This window comes from Bowmanella pacifica, from assembly GCF_014645355.1.
Lineage (GTDB): Bacteria > Pseudomonadota > Gammaproteobacteria > Enterobacterales > Alteromonadaceae > Bowmanella > Bowmanella pacifica.
Map to the genome: position 1 here is coordinate 619,632 of NZ_BMLS01000002.1, position 18,905 is coordinate 638,536.

Annotated in this window: 13 protein-coding genes; 5 read left to right on the top strand and 8 right to left on the bottom strand. The window is 50.8% G+C overall.

Annotation, left to right across the window (positions count from 1 at the left end; translation table 11 throughout):
- Positions 1-3 precede the first annotated feature (3 nt).
- The 5 genes from IEX02_RS08885 to tkt all read right to left on the bottom strand — a co-directional run bounded on the left by IEX02_RS08885 (position 4) and on the right by tkt (position 6,652).
- Positions 4-765, bottom strand: a complete 762-nt coding sequence (locus IEX02_RS08885) for a DUF481 domain-containing protein (protein ID WP_188694151.1) — start codon at positions 763-765, stop codon at positions 4-6.
- A 208-nt stretch (positions 766-973) separates the two neighbouring features.
- The gene (locus IEX02_RS08890; protein ID WP_188693402.1) at positions 974-1,873 is read right to left on the bottom strand and encodes a fructose bisphosphate aldolase; all 900 of its coding nucleotides are present in this window, start codon (positions 1,871-1,873) and stop codon (positions 974-976) included.
- 133 nt (positions 1,874-2,006) lie between these two features.
- Entirely contained in the window at positions 2,007-3,182 is a 1,176-nt protein-coding gene (locus tag IEX02_RS08895) for a phosphoglycerate kinase (protein ID WP_188693405.1), read from the bottom strand.
- An 80-nt stretch (positions 3,183-3,262) separates the two neighbouring features.
- Positions 3,263-4,282 (bottom strand): erythrose-4-phosphate dehydrogenase, encoded by a 1,020-nt coding sequence (gene epd / locus IEX02_RS08900; RefSeq protein WP_188693407.1) that lies wholly within the window; start codon positions 4,280-4,282, stop codon positions 3,263-3,265.
- 357 nt (positions 4,283-4,639) lie between these two features.
- Positions 4,640-6,652, bottom strand: a complete 2,013-nt coding sequence (gene tkt / locus IEX02_RS08905) for a transketolase (protein WP_188693410.1) — start codon at positions 6,650-6,652, stop codon at positions 4,640-4,642.
- A 318-nt stretch (positions 6,653-6,970) separates the two neighbouring features.
- On the opposite strand from tkt, the gene metK reads away from it, so the two are divergent.
- On the top strand, positions 6,971-8,113 hold the full coding sequence (gene metK, locus IEX02_RS08910; protein WP_188693413.1) for a methionine adenosyltransferase: 1,143 nt from the start codon (positions 6,971-6,973) through the stop codon (positions 8,111-8,113).
- A gap of 157 nt (positions 8,114-8,270) precedes the next feature.
- Here the strand turns inward: metK and IEX02_RS08915 are convergent, their stop codons facing one another.
- Positions 8,271-8,888 (bottom strand): LysE family translocator, encoded by a 618-nt coding sequence (locus IEX02_RS08915; protein ID WP_188693416.1) that lies wholly within the window; start codon positions 8,886-8,888, stop codon positions 8,271-8,273.
- 90 nt (positions 8,889-8,978) lie between these two features.
- On the opposite strand from IEX02_RS08915, the gene IEX02_RS08920 reads away from it, so the two are divergent.
- Together IEX02_RS08920 and IEX02_RS08925 are read left to right on the top strand one after the other, a co-directional pair.
- Positions 8,979-9,773: a M48 family metallopeptidase gene (locus IEX02_RS08920; RefSeq protein WP_188693419.1), complete on the top strand. Its 795-nt coding sequence runs from the start codon at positions 8,979-8,981 to the stop codon at positions 9,771-9,773.
- 129 nt (positions 9,774-9,902) lie between these two features.
- Entirely contained in the window at positions 9,903-10,478 is a 576-nt protein-coding gene (locus IEX02_RS08925) for a putative adhesin (RefSeq protein WP_188693423.1), read from the top strand.
- A gap of 108 nt (positions 10,479-10,586) precedes the next feature.
- Here the strand turns inward: IEX02_RS08925 and IEX02_RS08930 are convergent, their stop codons facing one another.
- Together IEX02_RS08930 and IEX02_RS08935 are read right to left on the bottom strand one after the other, a co-directional pair.
- Positions 10,587-11,405, bottom strand: coding sequence for a mechanosensitive ion channel family protein (locus IEX02_RS08930; protein ID WP_188693425.1), 819 nt, complete (start codon positions 11,403-11,405; stop codon positions 10,587-10,589).
- A 161-nt stretch (positions 11,406-11,566) separates the two neighbouring features.
- Entirely contained in the window at positions 11,567-13,120 is a 1,554-nt protein-coding gene (locus tag IEX02_RS08935; protein WP_188693426.1) for a methyl-accepting chemotaxis protein, read from the bottom strand.
- Positions 13,121-13,302: 182 nt separating this feature from the next.
- On the opposite strand from IEX02_RS08935, the gene IEX02_RS08940 reads away from it, so the two are divergent.
- Complete coding sequence (locus IEX02_RS08940; protein WP_188693429.1) at positions 13,303-15,090, top strand: autotransporter assembly complex protein TamA; 1,788 nt, start codon at positions 13,303-13,305, stop codon at positions 15,088-15,090.
- On the top strand, positions 15,090-18,881 hold the full coding sequence (locus IEX02_RS08945; RefSeq protein WP_188693433.1) for a translocation/assembly module TamB domain-containing protein: 3,792 nt from the start codon (positions 15,090-15,092) through the stop codon (positions 18,879-18,881). Before IEX02_RS08940 ends, IEX02_RS08945 begins: the two co-directional genes overlap by 1 nt.
- The last annotated feature ends 24 nt before the right edge of the window (positions 18,882-18,905 follow it).

Genomic DNA, 18,905 nt, shown 5'->3' on the forward strand with positions numbered 1-18,905 from the left:
ATATCAGAAGAAGCTGTATACCAGTGTTACTGAGGTTTGCGTATCCAGTTCATCTACATCATCAGCCACATCAGTATTATGGTTAAGGATAATCGCCAGTTTCATCGCCAGTGACCCGTTGATTTGTGCTGACAACGACGTTTCCGACTTAGATTTGGTATTGTCGCTACCCACTTCCGTACTGAATAGCTGACGGAAGTTAGCGGTATCGGATATCTTCCATTTATAGTCGACCGCACCACGCACAATGGCTCCGTTAGCGCTTTCGCCGGACTCCCGCTCAGCAAAAGAATAACCCGGACCGATACTGTAGCTAAATGCTGATACATCATCTTTCCAAAGCTGGTGCGCCCAACCCGCTGCGACGGTGGCCTGATATTCAAAGCCACTGAAACGATCGTCTTCATACGAACCGAAAGCAAACACGCGATGCGCTGGATTTTCTAACTTGTAGTTACCCTGGCCTGAAGCGAAGATTTTCTGTGCCGTGGTTTGAGACACCGTATCTTCATCGATAGTCTTCTCATCCTGCTTATAAAAGCCTTCCAGAATGTAGTCGTTACTCCATGACTCCAGTTCCTGATGAGCATTCAGGCGCCCTTTAAAGCTGGTAGAATCGGTATTCCCCGTAGTCGCCACAAAACCAATCTCGCCATCCAGGCTAAATGGTTTTTCAGCTTCTTCCGGTACGCTGACATCTGCGGCAAACAGACTATCCAATGCATCTGCCTGAGCAGCAGAAGCAACAAACAGGGCGGCAAACATTGCCAATCCAGATCTTTTTTTCATCGGGCGGGTCCTCAATAGCTCTCAGGCGGCAATTGTAACGAAATCATACTAATTTGCTCAGTTTTTTTCGTCTATTTTTCACACAAATGATAATTTATTCCTGTATTTTCCAAGCACATACAATTTTTTAACCGAATAAAAACAAAAAAGGGTGCCAAAGCACCCTTTTAAAAAAAATAGCAGCTTAGGCTTTAGATGCCTGGTAGATACTCTCAATCGCCATATCCAACGCCGCATCGAACTCGCCATCCGATTGCTTGGCAGACAAGCCTTCTGTTAAGGCGCGAGAGAAACTGGCAATCATGCCGTGGTTATGGCTGAGTTTGCGGTTAGCATCGTCACGACTGTAGCCACCAGATAGCGCCACGACCCTGATCACATTCGGATGTTCGATACAATCGCGGTAAAAATTATCTTCATTGGGCAGGGTCAGCTTCAGCATCACCTTCTGGTCAACAGTGAGTTTATCCAGTTCAGCCAGCAAAGCCTGCTTAAGCAGTGTTTCTGCTTCGGTTTTTTCCGGACAGTGGATATCCACTTCAGGTTCAATTATGGGTGTCAGGCCTGCGGCCAGAATCTGTTTACCCACTTCAAACTGCTGAGCCACCACCGCATTGATGCCAGCGGCATTGGCCTGCTTAATAACAGAACGCATCTTAGTGCCGAATACACCTTGAGCAACGGCTTTAGTCAACAAAGCATCTAATTCAGGCATCGCTTTCATCAGTTGCACACCGTTGGCTTCGTCTTCCAAGCCTTTATCGACCTTCAAAAAAGGCACAACTTGCTTCACATCCCACAAGTAACGTGAAGAAGGCTTACCGTCAATTTCACGATCCAGGGTGTTTTCAAACAAGATGGCGCCCAGCACCCGGTCACCGCCGAAGGCGTTGCTTGTCACGATGCGTGCACGCATCTGATGCACCAGATCAAACATCTGTTCATCGTTGGACCAATCCGCTTCACTCAAACCGTAAAGTTTCAGCGCTTTTGGCGTACTACCGCCACTTTGATCCAGTGCAGCAATAAACCCATCCTGGGTTAGTACTTTATTCAACATTTCTGTCTTCGCTTCGGCTGCCATCGGCAACGCTCCTTTTTAGTTTCGGCCGTGAGGCCAGGGTACAAAGATAATTATTCAATTATTGAGGGTTTAAACCCTTCTTGTTATTAAAACGTCAAGGCACAGCCCCTTACATGGGCGCTGCTCACTTTACTTATCCAGCGCGCTTTTCCAACATCGCAACGGCCGGCAGCACTTTGCCTTCCAAGAATTCCAGAAACGCACCGCCACCGGTGGAAATATAGGATATCTTGTCGGCAATATCGTATTTATCCACTGCCGCCAGGGTGTCACCACCGCCGGCAATAGAGAAGGCCTTGCTGTTGGCAATGGCCATGGACAAGGCTTTAGTACCACCACCGAACTGATCAAATTCAAACACGCCCACCGGGCCATTCCATACAATGGTGCCCGCTTTTTCAATCAGCTTAGCCAGTACCTCGGCGGTTTGTGGGCCGATATCAAAGATCATATCCGATTCGGCAACATCACCCACGGGTTTATGGGTGGCCTCGGCAGTTTCAGAAAATTCCTGACCCACTATCACATCCACCGGTACCGGAATATCCCCACCGCTGGCCTGCGCTTTTGCCAACAAGCGTTGTGCCTCAGGAATGAGGTCTGCCTCATACAAAGACTTGCCAACGGGTTTGCCCGTAGCTGCAATGAAAGTGTTAGCGATACCACCGCCCACAATCAACTGGTCCACTTTTTCAGACAAGGATTCCAGCACCGTCAGTTTAGTCGACACCTTGGAGCCACCAACAATGGCCAGCAATGGGCGGGCCGGGTTGTCCAGAGCTTTACCCAAGGCATCCAGTTCAGCAGCCAACAAAGGACCTGCGCATGCCACTGGCGCATATAAGCCCACACCATGGGTAGACGCTTGTGCGCGGTGCGCGGTGCCAAAGGCATCCATCACATAGATATCGCAAAGGGCTGCATATTGACGCGACAGTTGCTCGTCGTCTTTCCCTTCACCTTGGTTAAAGCGCACATTTTCCAGCACCACCAGCTCGCCGGCTTGTAGCTCCAACCCGCTTAGATAGTCTTTGGCCAAACGTACCGGACAATCCAACGCGGATTTAAGATAATCTACGACAGGAGCCAGCGAATATGCCTCTTCCACAACCCCTTCGGTAGGACGCCCCAGGTGAGACATCACCATCACTTTAGCGCCGGCCTGCAATGCCAGTTTCAGGGTAGGTAAAGACGCTTTAATGCGAGCATCAGACGTGACCTTGCCGTCTTTGACCGGCACATTCAGATCCTGGCGAATCAGCACTCGCTTACCGGCCAGATCCAGATCTGACATTTTCAAAACCTTCATGGCATATCTCCAAAGTTTGCAATGTTGCGCGGCCGACCCCCTGTCTGCCGCAAAATTCGTTGTTATCCGGGCCCGCTGACTTAGCGACAGCCTGCGGCCATTACCAGGGCGGTATCCAGCATACGATTGGCAAAGCCCCACTCGTTATCGCACCATACCAAGGTTTTCACCAGTCGCTTATGGCTGACCCGGGTTTGGGTACCGTCAACAATAGCCGAGTGGGGATCGTGATTAAAATCCACCGATACCAGCGGCTCTTCGGTATAACCCAGAATGCCAGCAAGACGCCCTTCTCTGGCCTGCATCAGTGCCTGATTCACTTGCTGAATATTAACATCGGTAGCTAAAGTGACGCTTAAATCCATAGCCGTCACATTAATGGTCGGCACGCGAACGGCAATTGCCTCAAAACGGCCGGCGAACTTGGGCAGGATCCGCTCTATACCTCGGGCAAGCTTTGTATCAACCGGGATAATGGACTGGCTGGCGGCGCGGGTGCGACGCAGGTCAGCATGGTAAGCGTCGATAACCTGCTGATCATGCATAGAGGCATGAATGGTGGTGATAGTACCGCTGTCCACACCAAAGGCCTGATCCAGCGCCTGGATCACAGGTACAATACAGTTGGTGGTGCAGGAACCATTGGACACTATGCGGTGTTCCGGGGTCAGCAGGTCTTCATTGATGCCAAAAATCACCGTGGCATCCACATCTGCATCACCACTACAGGGCTGAGAAAACAACACTTTACCTGCCCCTTGGTTCAGGTGGGCTTGCCCAGCCACGCGGTCACCATAAACGCCGGTGCATTCAAGCACCAAATCCACCTCAAGCTGCGCCCAGGGAAGCTCGCTGAGCTCGGTTTTGTTTAACAGCTGAATACTGTCACCGGCCACATTTAGGCGATCACCCTCCAGGCTTACCGCAAAGGGAAAGCGGCCATGGGAGGTGTCATATTTCAGCAGATGCGCAATCCCCTCTGGCTTGGCCAGCTCGTTGATAGCGACGATCTGCACCTGGTCGTTACGACCGGTTTCATAGAGGGCCCGCAACACATTGCGACCTATACGTCCGAAACCATTGATAGCAATACGTAACATTCAAGACGACTCAGTAAATCCCGAGGGTACAGTCCACCCAGGATTAAAAAAACAAAGGGCTGGAGCGCCGAATGGGTAAAGTATGAGCTCCAGCGGAGGTAGAAATTTCTTCAGGCAATCCAGGTCTTTTTATGGCTTTAGTGGTACTAAAGCCTAAAGAGCCTGGAGCAGACTGGGGGAATTTCTACCCCGCCCTACGGGAGCCACCGGAAATCCGCTCTTCCGGCGTTACGGCTGCTTGAAAGATTGTCGATATTCCTGCACAACCGTGCCTTGGCAAAGCGGATTTCTGCCAGGCTCTGGTGGTCATAATTCACCCATTCGGCGCTCTTAAGCGCCCGTATTGTACGTTTTTGTTTATTCGCCAAGCAAGGATAAGGCGGTTGCAACGACGTTTTCTGCTGTAAAGCCAAAGTGCTTAAGCAGCACCCCGCCCGGAGCAGATTCACCGAAGGTCGTCATGCCCACCACTTTGCCGTTCAGGCCAACATACTTGTACCAGTAATCCACGTGTGCCGCTTCCACCGCTACCCGGCGGGTGACGGCAGCAGGCAGTACCGCTTCTTTATAAGCGCTGTCCTGACGTTCAAATACCGAGGTGCTGGGCAAGGATACCACTCGCACTTTGTGTCCCTGTTCACTCAACTGCGCGGCGGCCGCGACGGTAATTTCAATCTCAGAGCCGGTGGCAATCAGAATGATATCCGGCTGACCTGCACAGTCTTTAAGGATATATCCACCGCGGGCGATATTAGCCAGTTGCGCGTCATCACGTGATTGCGCGGCCAGGTTCTGACGACTAAACACTAACGATGAGGGGCCATCGGTACGCTGAAGTGCCAATTTCCAGGCCACTGCAGTTTCAGCCGCATCACATGGACGCCAGGTATCCATATTGGGTGTCAGACGCAGGTTGGCCACTTGCTCAACCGGTTGGTGGGTTGGACCATCTTCCCCCTGACCAATACTGTCATGGGTATAGACAAAGATATTCGGTACTTTCATCAATGCAGACATACGCACAGCGTTACGAGCGTATTCCATAAACATCAGGAAAGTGGCACCGTAAGTGCGGAATCCACCGTGCAAGCCAATGCCATTCATAATGGCGCTCATGCCAAATTCACGCACACCGTAATAAATGTAGTTACCGCTGGCATCTTCGGCAGTCAGTCCTTTGGAGCCAGACCACAAGGTCAGGTTCGAACCTGCCAAATCCGCCGAGCCGCCAATCACTTCAGGTAACAAGGCCGCATAAGCTTCGATAGCATTTTGCGAAGCTTTACGGCTGGCAATATTCTCTGCTTTGTCCTGACATTGGCGAATAAAAGCATCGGCCTTATCGGCAAAGTCTGCCGGCAACTCGCCAGCCAGACGACGTGTCAGTTCCGCAGCGAGCTCAGGATAAGCGCTTGCATAAGCCTCAAACTGATTGTTCCAATGCTGTTCTAGGTTGGCGCCTTTGGCTTTAGCATCCCACCCAGCATAGACATCGGCAGGAATCTCAAAAGGTGCATGTGGCCATTGCAGGAATTCACGGGCTGCGGCAATTTCGTCATCTCCCAACGGGGCACCGTGACAGTCATGGCTGCCAGATTTGTTGGGTGAACCAAAACCGATAATGGTTTTGGTACAGATCAAGGTCGGTTTGCTTGTTTCAGCCTTTGCCGCTTCAATAGCCGCTTTCACTTGCTCAGCATCATGCCCGTCTACATTTTCAATCACGTGCCAACCGTAAGCACGGAAACGTCCAGGAGTATCGTCGGTAAACCAGCCTTCCACATGCCCATCAATGGAAATGCCGTTGTCGTCCCAAAACGCGATGAGTTTGCCAAGACCCAAGGTACCAGCCAAAGAACAAGTCTCATGTGAAACCCCTTCCATCAAACAACCGTCACCCAGGAAGCAATAGGTGAAGTGATCAATAATGTCATGGCCTTCACGGTTAAATTGCGCAGCCAGGGCTTTTTCAGCAATGGCCATACCCACAGCATTACTAATGCCTTGTCCTAACGGACCGGTCGTGGTTTCCACACCGGGAGCATAACCATATTCAGGGTGACCTGGGGTTTTAGAATGGAGTTGACGGAAGTTTTGCAACTCTTCGATAGGTAATTCATAGCCGCTTAAATGCAACAATGAATAAATCAGCATGGAGCCATGGCCGTTTGACAACACAAAGCGGTCACGGTTAGTCCAGTTTGGATTGGCCGGATTGTGATTGAGAAAATCACACCACAATACCTGCGCAATATCCGCCATCCCCATAGGGGCACCTGGGTGACCAGACTTGGCTTTTTGAACCGCGTCCATAGAAAGGGCGCGAATGGCATTGGCTAACTCGCGACGAGTGGCTTGTGACTGGGGCATATTAACTCCTGCTGTGGGCCGACACTGCGGCCCTGACGATTCTTGGCAAAAAAACGGGCACCTATTCTTACCCAGCCCAGCGGCAACTGCAATGACGTTAGCAGATTACCCAATGCCAAAGGCGAATAAGGTATTAGGTCTGGTTTATTACCTATACCTCACCTTGACATTTTGAGACTGGCAAGCAAACTTAACAAACAGACATTTAGACGTCTAGATGTAAAAACTGGATTTTTTTATCCTCTGGGGTAAAATGCGCGCCATTATGGCCGTTAACCTAGCGGTCAATGTTGAATTTATGTTTTTTGAGGAAGAATCATGGCAAAACATCTGTTTACCTCAGAGTCTGTATCCGAAGGCCATCCGGATAAGATAGCCGACCAGATCTCTGATGCGGTATTGGATGCGATCCTGACTCAGGACCCCAAAGCGCGCGTTGCCTGCGAAACTTATGTCAAAACCGGTATGGTGTTGGTGGGTGGTGAAATTACCACGTCTGCCTGGGTAGACATTGAAGAGCTAACCCGCAAAACCGTACGTGAAATCGGTTATGTCCATTCAGATATGGGCTTTGATGCCGACTCCTGCGCGGTACTGAATGCCATTGGTAAACAAAGCCCGGACATTAATCAGGGAGTAGATCGCTCTCGCCCTGAGGAACAAGGTGCAGGTGACCAGGGCCTGATGTTTGGCTATGCCACCAATGAAACCGACGTGCTGATGCCTGCTCCAATTTTTTACTCACACCTGCTTGTTAAACGTCAGGCAGAAGTGCGTAAAAACGGTACGCTAAGCTGGTTGCGCCCTGATGCCAAGAGCCAGGTGACCTTCGCCTATGAGAATGGCAAGCCAGTAGGGATTGATGCCGTTGTGTTGTCTACCCAGCACTGTGACTCCATCTCCACCGCCGATTTGCAAGAAGCGGTGATGGAAGAAATCATCAAACCTGTGCTACCTGCCCAGTGGCTGAACAGCCAGACCAAGTTCTTTATCAACCCAACCGGCCGTTTTGTTATTGGCGGTCCTATGGGTGACTGTGGCCTGACCGGCCGTAAGATTATTGTCGACACCTACGGCGGTATGGCCCGTCATGGTGGCGGAGCCTTCTCAGGCAAGGACCCGTCCAAAGTTGACCGTTCCGCAGCCTATGCTGGTCGTTACGTGGCCAAAAACATTGTGGCCGCAGGCTTGGCAGACAAGTGTGAAATTCAGGTGTCCTACGCCATCGGCGTGGCCGAGCCAACCTCTATCAGCATTGATACTTTCGGCACCGGCAAGGTTGACGAAGCAACACTGATAGCACTGGTACGTGAACATTTTGATCTGCGTCCTTATGGCTTAATTCAAATGCTGGATCTGGAGCGCCCTATCTATCAGGCCACGGCTGCTTACGGGCACTTCGGCCGCGAGGAATTCCCTTGGGAGGCCACAGATAAAGCTGACGTATTACGTCAAAGCTAAACAGCTTATCAGTTCTATAAAAGCCGGACTTTGTCCGGCTTTTTTGTCTATGCGCGACACACGACACTCAAATCCGCACAAGCTAGCTACCGCCACTTCGGCATTCATCATGTTATTGGACGCTGTTGGTTAAAACATCAGGACAAAATAAGCTTGTTTATGATGATGGCCTAAGCAATAAATAAACCCCGCCACCTACCATCAGTCCGCCGGTTACGCGCTGCCAGATAAGCCCAAAACGGTTACCGCCTAGTCGCACAATCAAGGAACTTCCCAGCCAGGCATACAGGACTTTAACTCCGCCCACGGCAAATACCGTAAGTAGAAGCAGGTAAACTACATCAAGAACGCCCAACGCCTGCATATCCAAAATGCTAGGGAACAAACTGGCATAAAAAACTATGGCTTTAATATCCGCCAGGGTAAGCAAAAGGCCACTTAGGTAACTGCTGCTCCAGGCAGATTTAGCCGCGATTGTTGGCTGCCCAAAACGCATCTGAGACAGCAGTCGCCAGCCAAGCCAAATAAGGTAGCCAGCCGCCAGCAAACGAACTAAGCTAAACACTTCGCCCAGCCAATGGGCCAGGGCTGACATACCCAGAATCGCCAAACTGGCAAAGAGCAAATCCGCAGTGACAATTCCCAGCGCCACCATCATGCCCTGCCACATACCGTGACTGGCGCTGCGACTAACCACCAGGACAACACTGGCACTAGGCAGTGCAGCCAGAGCCAACAGACTGGAAAACAGCATCAACATTTGCGTTGAGGTCATAGGTTGTCCTTGTGATCACAAGCTATGGTGGAAATTGCCACGCAGCTGGGCAAAAATAGCCACAGGCATTCCATCATCAAGAGAAAACGGATGAAACTCAAGCATATCACTCTGGCAATCTGCATTGCGGCTTTACTGGCGTCCTGCGCTAAATCCCCCACCGGCCGCAGTCAGTTGAAACTCTACTCCTCCAGCCAGCTGTCGGAAATGGGTAGCCAGGCATTCGACAGTATGAAGAGCGAACAAAAAGTCTCGGCGAAACAAGTAGATAACCGCTATGTAAAGTGTGTTGCTGAAAACATAGTGCATCAAGTACCAGACGGCGTATTTAGCGGTCAGTGGGAAGTCGTCGTGTTCGAGGATGATCAGGTTAACGCCTTTGCGCTCCCTGGAGGCAAAATTGGTGTGTATACCGGCCTGCTAAAAGTTGCCAAAAACCAAAACCAGCTTGCCGCCGTTATCGGCCATGAGGTAGGCCATGTGATTGCCGAGCATGGTAACGAGCGAATGTCTAACAGTGCCGTAATAGGCTTGGGTATGGAAGCCACCAATCAGATCTTACAAGCCAAGCAGGTGGGACAAAGCAATATGATTATGGCAGGCTTGGGGTTGGCCACGCAGGTGGGCATTCAGTTACCCTTTAGCCGCACCCACGAATCGGAAGCCGATCTTATCGGCTTGCAACTGATGGCCAGAGCGGGTTTTGACCCCGCCGAATCAGTCAAACTATGGGAGAACATGGAAAAAGCCAGTGGTGGTGAACGCCAGCCAGAGTTGCTATCTACTCACCCGGCCCCACAAACCCGCATTCAGTTGTTAAGCCAAAACTTGCCGGCCGCTAATAAGGATTTTCAAGCCAGTCCTAATCGCCCTCGCTGCCAATAAGCTGATACCCGGCCGCCCGCTTGGGCGGTCTACCCACGAATCAAATAATGCGCTAAATAGCGCAGTCCTGTGCTTTATCCTCGTCTATATTTTTATCTTGTTCGCTGCAAATGGATAAGGGAATTGATTGTGGCTAAGGTAAAAGTGAGCAGCACGTTGGCAATTTACACCAACGACGGTAGAAATGTACTGGCGAATTCCGCAGGCAGAAAGCTTATTATCAGTACACATGGTGGATGGCAGGCCGATGATGGTTGGGTGTTAAGAAGTGAAATTAACGCTGCCGCTATCAGCTTCTATTCGAATGAAAACTTCAGTTTGACGGCCAATCTGGCTAGAGCTATGCGTGGCGCAGTACAAACCATAGATACGCCGCTGGTAAAGTGTAAAAACTACGAGCTATCCCGCTTTGAACACGACCCAAAAAAATCGGCTCTGGAACCCAAACTCAACGACCAGTTCGATGTATTAAAGGTCCGTACCAAGTGGTTTGGGGAACGCTCTATTCATCTTAAAAATGTGATCCAGTCCTTGCAAAATGCAGGCTATCAGTACCCTGAATATTGCTGTCTTTTCTGTCGATATACAGGCAATGATGATCTTGTGCAGAGTGCGCGGCAGCGCACAAACCTGGAGTCTGAACGGCTGACCATGATGTCAAAACAGAGCGCCATCACCGCCGAGCTAAACGCGAGAAAGCATTAACCTGAGCGAGAAATAAGAAAGCCGCACTACATGCGGCTTTCTTTATTCAGGTTTTAATATGCTTCACAGGATATGGCAGTAACACTGTCCATATCGGTAAAACACTATTTAGTCCTGCTTGTGCAAATGCACGTCCATTTGTGGGAATGGAATACCGATATTTTCTTCGTCGAAACGCAGCTTAATGGCTTCGGTCAGATCGAATTTCACCGCCCAGAAGTCTGCAGACTTGACCCAGGGACGCACAACGAAGTTCACGCTGCTGTCCGCCAGTTCGGCAACCGCGACTTGCGGGGCAGGATCTTTTAAAATACGCGCATCGGCTGCCAGCATTTCGGTCAGGATTTGCTTGGCCTTGCGTAAATCGCTGCCATAGGCAATACCTACCACCATATCTACGCGGCGGGTTTCCATGGCCGAGAAGTTAGTGATATTGCCGCTGTAAATGGCACCGTTAGGTACAATCACCATTTTGTTGTCTGGGGTGTTGAAAGTACTGGTAAAAATACCGATATTTTTCACGGAGCCCGCTGTACCGCCGGCCTCAACATAATCGCCCGCTTTAAATGGACGGAATATCAACAGCATGACACCAGCCGCAAAGTTGGCCAGCGAGTCTTTCATCGACAAACCAATGGCCAGGCCTGCCGCACCCAGCAAAGCAACTAATGAGGTTGTATCAACCCCTAATTGATCCAAGGATGCCACCACCACAAAGAGCATCAGGATCGCATTCAAGATGGACTTAACAAAGTCCACCAGCATGTTGTCATACTTAGAACGCGCCATTACCTTGCCAAACAGGCCAATCAGGATACCGACGACAATACGGCCGACGATAAAAATCAGTAATGCCAGGGCAATATTGATGCCCCACGGAATGACATAGGTGTCGACCATTTCGGTCATTTTTTCGGGTTGAAACATGGATGCTCTCCATAAAAAAGCGATTTGAACTTATTGTTGTCACGCCAAACTTCCAGGCGGTCCTACTTGTGTTTCAGTAACACGTGTCAGCTAGCATAGTGCAAATACTCGCTAACAGTGCAGTATTCTATCACGTTGTTGCAGCCTGTCGTGCCTGTTATTCAGGGTTTAAAGCCGATTCGGAATCCTCCCCAATGACGCCCCCGAACCCGGATGGGCACCGACAAGTCATGCATTACTTCGCCAGTGTCACGCTTGTAGGTTTGCAACAATAAAACGTCGGTATTGGCGCCACAGCGCCGCCCGGTGCGATCATCAAACAGGCGCTTGGTTCGGTTGTTGACCAGATCCTTGGCATAGTCGCCACTTAGCGGCTGACTGTAACGATGATTGTGGGTAGGGAAATAACCATTTACATCCACGGCCCCCGCGTATAGCGCTCCTTTAATCCGGGTCAAGATAGGTTCCTGGATAGCGGGAAAATGCTGATCGGTGAATTTATCGTAGCGCGTGTGATACTTGACCGGGTTAGTGCCTGCAATGGGCTGATAATTTTGGTCAAACACCTGACTGTCGGTCAGCGTTCCCTGCGCCAACGCCTGCTCAAAAAGCCCGGCAATTTCTGCCGCTGCCTGCTGTGCCTGACGGAATATGGGTAAGTAGAAGCTCTCCTGAGCATACTCCGCCAAATCCCTGAAAATGCTCTCCGTCTGCTCCGATAAATGCGTGGCTTGCTCAGCCACAGTTAAACCATTCGCCTCTATGGTACTCAGCCCACCACTGATACTGGCAATGGCGGCACGAATATCTTCGCTGCTAGCGGTCAAGTTAGCACTGGCGCTGACCATTTGGCTGATATTGACCGAAACACCGCTAACCTCCTGGCTGATCTGTGCAAACCCACTGCATAGGCTCTGCAACTCATCCTTAACCTGATAGCCTGATGTTTCAATATCCTGCATTAGCGCACTGGTCTGCATACTCTGCTGGTGCACTGTGCCCAGCATTTTGGCAATATCCTCAGTTGCCACCGCGGTCTTGCCAGCCAAAGCCCTGACTTCGTCGGCAACTACTGCAAAGCCGCGCCCCTGCTCCCCAGCCCTAGCCGCCTCAATAGCAGCATTCAAGGCCAGTAAATTAGTCTGTTCGGCCACCTGATTAATAACATCGGTAATACGCTGAATATCATCAGCACTGTCACGTAGTTGCTGAAGCTTTGTCACCGCTTCAGAAATAGAAACCACCAGTCTCTCAATACGCTCGGCGTTTTCTTGTAACTGCTGATGGGCATGGCGACTCGCCTCATCGGTTTGATGATAAGTGTTGCCTACCTGCTCCAGTGATTCGTTTAACGCCAGGCTGACCTGATTTTGTTCGTCGGTGGCCCTGCCAATCTGCTGGCTGTCCTCGACACTTTTACCCAACTCCCGGATTAAACCATCAATGCAATAAGACACATCTGCGGCACCTATGGCCATCTTAGAGGTAGCAACAATGACGTTGTCGGCCTCAGGCAATATGTTGTTTTTTTTCGTTTCAACGGTCGCTTGCAACTTGTTCGCAGCGCGGTGCCCCATCCAGTACAGGCAACAAAAGAAAATCACCGCGGTCACGGTAATCACGATATAATCCTGACTGCCCATCAGTAACAAGATAATCTGGGCAATCACAAACAGTACGGTACAAACAAAGGCGCGGATTAAAGGCTGAGCCATGCTAATCTCCTGATTCCCTTATGCCTTTTTCAAGAGGATTGATTGAAATGTCAATGCCTCGCGGCTAAATACCGACTAAAGTTTAATCGACAATTGCTGATACTTTGCACGTTATCAGCAATCTTTGAAATGATGCACACAAACAGATTGGTGTTTGGCAAACGTGGTTCAGGTAGAAGATTTTGAGTATTTTTGTGTTGCATTTCCGGCTATCCATTCCTTTTCTGCACGCCCTGTTAGCAGCTTTATTTAGTATTTCGACCTTGCTAGTCAGTGTACATTCTCGTGCCGATGAGCTGTTGTCTGTGGAGATACAAGGGGCATCAGAAAGCCAACAGCAGAACATTATTGCCCATTTGGGTACCCCACCCCAGGCACCCGGTCAGATCAACAGCTACATTGCCAAAGCGCGCGAGCGTGCCATCACCGCCATGGTCGCTCTGGGATACAACAATGCGGACATCAGCGCTGAAGTGCTGCGTGAACAAAGCCCAATCCAACTGGTTATCAAGGTAAAAGCCGGCCCCCCTACACATATCAGCGTGATGGATATTCACGCATCGGGCGATGCTGAGCATGATCCGAAGTTTCAATCTTTTATCGATGAAATCAACACACATCAGGGGGCGGTGCTCAATCATGGCCAATACGAAAGCTGGAAAAGCCAGATACAAAACTATGCGCGCAGTAACGGTTATCTGGCCGGGAAGTGGCAACATCACGAGTTACTGATTGACGCCGCACGACAGCAAGCCGAAGTGCATTTACGCTATGACGCCGGTCTGAGGCATCGCTTGGGGGAAGTCCAGTACTTAGGTTCAGATGTCGCCCCAGAGTTACTAGCGCGTTTGTCACCACTCACCCCAGGTGAGTACTACCAAAGCAGTCATCTCAGTGCTCTGGAATCGTCATTACGTCGCTCCGGCTACTTTGCCGATGTTTTGGTCACCCCAAACTTAGATCATATTGAGCAACAGCAAGTTCCCGTAAAGGTAGCCCTGCGCGATGCCCCCTCCCATAGCTTTAAGGTCGGTCTAGGCTATGTCACAGATACCGGCACCCGGGCACAGTTCAATTGGCGCACTCCCAGAATCAACCGTTGGGGTCATAGCCAGGAAACCACTGTGCGTTACTCGGCGGTGAATCCCTATGTCAATTTTCTGTATCAGATACCCGGTGAAGACCCTTTAACCCAAACCTATCAACTTATGCTGGGTCTGGAACAGAATGACTATGGCGATCTCTCCAGTACCCTGCGACATGCAGCAGTGATTAGCCAATCCACCAAACACAAATGGGTTTGGGCGGCACAAACCCGTTGGTTGGATGAATCATGGCGCCTTGATGGACTGGATTTTCAAGCCAGCTATCTTTTACCCGGCTTAACCTTGTCCCGCACCAAGCGCCACGGCCCGATTCGCGATCCCGAAGAAGGCTTTATGCAAACCTATCAGGTTGAAGCTACGGACAAAGCGCTGGGGTCGGACGGACGACTGGTAAGATTCACAGGGTTCTGGAAGTGGTTGTCCCGCTTTGGCGATCATCGCTTGGTGTTAAAAGGACAGGCCGGCGTCAATATTACCGGTATTGATTCGGTAGAAGACTTAGCCCCCTCACTGCGCTTTTTTGCCGGTGGAGACCAAAGTATCCGGGGTTTCGATTACAACAGTCTGGGACCGACCGCTGAAGTGCAAACCAGTGAAGGCCTGCAAACCAAAGTAGTAGGTGGCAAGATGCTCGCTGTAGGGTCGGTTGAATATCAGTATTATTTATCCCCTGATTGGCGCATGGCCATTTTTACCGATGCCGGAAACGCCTTCAATCGCCACCATTTCAAGCCTGTCCAATCTGTTGGTACCGGGCTTCATTGGTTATCACCCGTTGGGGCGGTAAGAATTGAGCTGGCATATGGGATCAGCGAGGACAACCCGCCTTGGCGCATCCATATCAGCATGGGGGCAGAGTTATAATGGCCCGCAGATTTTCCTACAAGAAGTGGCTGCGCCGGTTGTTACTCAGCCTTGCCATACTACTGAGCCTAATACTAAGTGCGATCTATTGGCTGGCAGGAACAAATTCTGGCACCGGTTGGTTGTTAGGTCAGGCGCAACAGCATGTAGCCGGTCTACAAAGCGGCCGCCATCAGGGTAGCTTATTATATGGCCTGCAATTGTCTGATCTCAGCTATCAGCAGACAGGATTGCACATCAGTGCCAATAGCATTGAGCTGGACATCTCTGCGCGTGCCCTGTTGCTCCCTCATATTGTGATACAACAACTTAAAACAAGTGGCTTACGTATTGCGATAGAGAGCACCGACAGTGCGGTTCAAACGCAAACATCGGCTGCCTCACAAGCGCCCACTGCGATAGCCTTGCCCGATTGGTTGCCAACCTCACGGATTCAGCAGCTAACCATGCTCGACAGTCAGCTCACACTGTCAGGGCTAGACATCGCCTTAAACAGCCTGAACTTGCAAGCAGAGCTGAAAAACCAGTTATTTACACTGAACGGCCTGCATGTAAAGGGACTGCAACTCACTTTGGATGAAGAGAAGCCTGCACAACAAGCAAGTGGCCCCTGGCCGCTGGAAAGCCTGCCGGACATGCCCGCTCCGGTGAATATGCGTCTCAAAGATATACAGCTTGAAGACCTGAAAGTGATCCAAGGTGGGCAGCCCATAGACGTTCAGCATGCCATGTTACAAATGCAGTGGTTGGGCAAAGAGTTTGCTATCGACAGACTGGAAGTACAAAGCAAACAGCTGGGCTCCCTGGATTTGCGTGGTCAAGCCGTACTCAAGCCCCCCTATCAGTTGAATGTGGAAGCCAAGGTATTAGCGGGCGCAGACATACTGCCCCATCCACTTGCTGAGAAACCTTTTGATATTCATCTATCCGGCCCGATGAATCAGTTGTTGCTGCGGTTATCAGAACCAGCCCAGTTAGCACTGATGCTACGTGCTCAAGCAGATATCACCCGCAATACTTTGCCTTTCTCGGCCTCGATGGAAGTCAATACTGCGCCCTTAGCACCGCTCTTGGCACTGCCAGAGCAGGCCGCGCTGAGTCCCGGCATGCTCAATATCACAGCACAAGGTGATCTGAACAGCCAGCAGGCCGAGCTGGATTTTGCGTTCAAAGGTTTGGGATTTGGTAACACACAACCCGCCACTCTGCATCTGACCGCCCAGCACAGTCCTGGTCACCTGGATAAATTGCAACTGGCGTTCAGCGACGATAGCAGCGCCTCCGCTATGCTGCTGAACGGAGCCCTTAACTACGAACAAACCCTGCAGTGGCAAATAAGCGGACAGATAGATCATTTGCAACTGGATAGTCCATTGCTCCCTATGGTTGGTGCCATTCAAGGTCAATTGCAGCACCAGGGGCAATGGTCTGACAAAGGCTGGGGGATGCAACTGCACGACACGCAGCTTTTCGGCAACCTTAATGGCATGCCCCTAAGGATCTCAGCCAGCGCCGACGTCAGCCAGGCAGAACAGTTACAGGTTAGTCATCTTGACCTACGTATGGAAGCCTTCAACAGCACCCTGAAAATAACCGGGCTCGCTGACCAAAGCTGGCAATTGCAGGGCAAATTGTATAGTGATGATTTATCCGCTCTGCCTATTAATGCGCAAGGTCAGGTAGAGGCTGACATTCAGGTAAGCGGTGAGTTGACCCACCCCCGGCTGAAGCTAGACGGCAACATCAAGCAATTACATATGGACAGCCTGTCATTGCAGGACCTGCGCATTCAAGCCGACTACCAGCCGCTGGCACAACACGCCACCGAACTCTTTGTTAGCTTTCCGAATGTGGTGTTAAGCAACGAGCAACACTTCCACGGCCAATTGACACTCAGTGGTAATGAAACCTCACATCAACTGCAAATGTCGCTGGCTGGTGATCTGACCGCTGAGTTGTTGATGCATGGCAGTGCCGACCTCGCTCAGCAAAATTGGCACGGCAAACTGTTGCAGGCTGACAGCCAGATATTCGGTGAACACTGGCAATTATCTAAACCCGTAGAATTGCAGTTGGCGGACGGTCAGTTTGGCCTGTCAGCCCATTGTTGGAACGGAAAATTCAGTCACTTGTGCTTAAAACAGCCTCTGACCTTGCCTGGACAGCAATCTGTTGTTCTCGGTATTGATGTGGATTACGGGCGCTGGAGCGAAGGAAAGTTAACGGCGCAACAATTGTCGGGAACTGCCACATTAGACGCCAACATTCAGTTTCCTCAGCAAGGGCCGATGCAACTGCAGGTCTCGCTTAATTCCAGTGCCGGGCATCTGCAACAACAATGGGAAGGGGAGCCGTTACCGCTGCTTACCTGGCAAGGCGGTGAATTTAATCTGCACTCCCTGGATGACGGCAGTTTGCAACTGCAAGGTCAGTTACTTGCACCGTCAGGACAAGACCTGCTCAAGTTGGATGGCAAAGTAGGTAATAAGGCCGACGCCGACCTGAGTGCTAATTTGCATTTGGCTCCGCTCCCCTTGGCCGGGTTCATCAATCTGGTTCCGCAACTGAGTAAACTGGATGGTCAGTTATCGGCCAATATCCAAGTGGATGGGAAACTAAACGCCCCTCGTGTTAGCGGCGAAGTGCAGTTGCAAGACGCGGCGATAGTGGTTGCCGGTACCCAAACGGCCGTGGATAAACTGGACTTACTGGCACGCTTTGATGAAACCCGCTTAAACTTTGATGGTCGCTTCAGCATGGGCACAGGTGAAGCCCGCTTGTCTGGTAGTACCGACTGGGATCACACTCAAAAGGATTGGCAAAAGGCATTGAGCATGCAGGCTCGCCTTGAAGGTCAAGGACTACAGTTACAGGCTTTACCCGAATTGCAGGCCAGTATCAGCCCAAATCTGGATATTCGTTTTGAACAAGGCTTGCAGCTCAACGGCCAGGTCAATGTTGACAGCGGCCGCTTTAGCTTACAGGAACTACCAGCTTCGGCGGTGAATGTGTCCGAGGACATGCGTCTGGTAAATCAACTCGACACACAGCAAAAAAATCCTCTACCTATCAACCTTCAGCTAGACATCGAACTGGTCGACCCCTTCGCTATTAGCGGTTTCGGTTTTAATGGCAAAATTGACGGTAGCCTGACCGCCAGACAGATAAGCCCAGAACCACTGGAAGTTTTTGGCGCCCTAACCTTCACGGAAGGCGTATATAAGGCCTATGGACAAAATCTGGAAGTAAAATCCGGACGTCTGCAATTTCTAGGGCAAGCCAGCAACCCAACCGTGCAATTACAAGCCATTCGTCCCCTCAAGGGCACTGGCGTGGAAGCCGGCATTGAGGTAACAGGCCCGGTCAATGGATTACAAGTGGCGCTATTTTCTAATCCAAATATGGAGCAAAGTGCCATTTTATCCTACATCTTGCGTGGTAAGCCGCCTGGCACCAGCGGCGAGTCGGATGGCCGTTCTATGGCACTGTTAATGGCAGCCAATCAGGGTATCGGCATCACAGGAGCAAGTGGTCTGACCGATGCGCTAAATGATATTCCGCTGGTCAGCGATATCACCCTGGATACCGAAACAGACGCCGCCAGCGGCGACAGCCTGGCCACCGTCAGCGGTTACATCGGCGAGCGAATTTACCTGAAATATGGCGTGGGAATCTTAGAACCTGTTACCCAGATAACCGTGCGCTTCTATCTGCTCAACCAATTATGGCTCGAAGCGGTCAGCAGCCTGGAGCGCTCTATGGATTTGTACTACAGCTTTGACATTGAGTAGCTGTTTTTATAACGGGTGCCAGCC

Coding starts and splice junctions, on each gene's coding strand:
- IEX02_RS08885 (WP_188694151.1), bottom strand. CDS start 765: ATGTTTGCCGCCCTGTTTGTTGCTTCTGCTGCTCAGGCAGATGCATTG.
- IEX02_RS08890 (WP_188693402.1), bottom strand. CDS start 1,873: ATGGCAGCCGAAGCGAAGACAGAAATGTTGAATAAAGTACTAACCCAG.
- IEX02_RS08895 (WP_188693405.1), bottom strand. CDS start 3,182: ATGAAGGTTTTGAAAATGTCAGATCTGGATCTGGCCGGTAAGCGAGTG.
- epd (WP_188693407.1), bottom strand. CDS start 4,282: ATGTTACGTATTGCTATCAATGGTTTCGGACGTATAGGTCGCAATGTG.
- tkt (WP_188693410.1), bottom strand. CDS start 6,652: ATGCCCCAGTCACAAGCCACTCGTCGCGAGTTAGCCAATGCCATTCGC.
- metK (WP_188693413.1), top strand. CDS start 6,971: ATGGCAAAACATCTGTTTACCTCAGAGTCTGTATCCGAAGGCCATCCG.
- IEX02_RS08915 (WP_188693416.1), bottom strand. CDS start 8,888: ATGACCTCAACGCAAATGTTGATGCTGTTTTCCAGTCTGTTGGCTCTG.
- IEX02_RS08920 (WP_188693419.1), top strand. CDS start 8,979: ATGAAACTCAAGCATATCACTCTGGCAATCTGCATTGCGGCTTTACTG.
- IEX02_RS08930 (WP_188693425.1), bottom strand. CDS start 11,405: ATGTTTCAACCCGAAAAAATGACCGAAATGGTCGACACCTATGTCATT.
- IEX02_RS08935 (WP_188693426.1), bottom strand. CDS start 13,120: ATGGCTCAGCCTTTAATCCGCGCCTTTGTTTGTACCGTACTGTTTGTG.
- IEX02_RS08945 (WP_188693433.1), top strand. CDS start 15,090: ATGGCCCGCAGATTTTCCTACAAGAAGTGGCTGCGCCGGTTGTTACTC.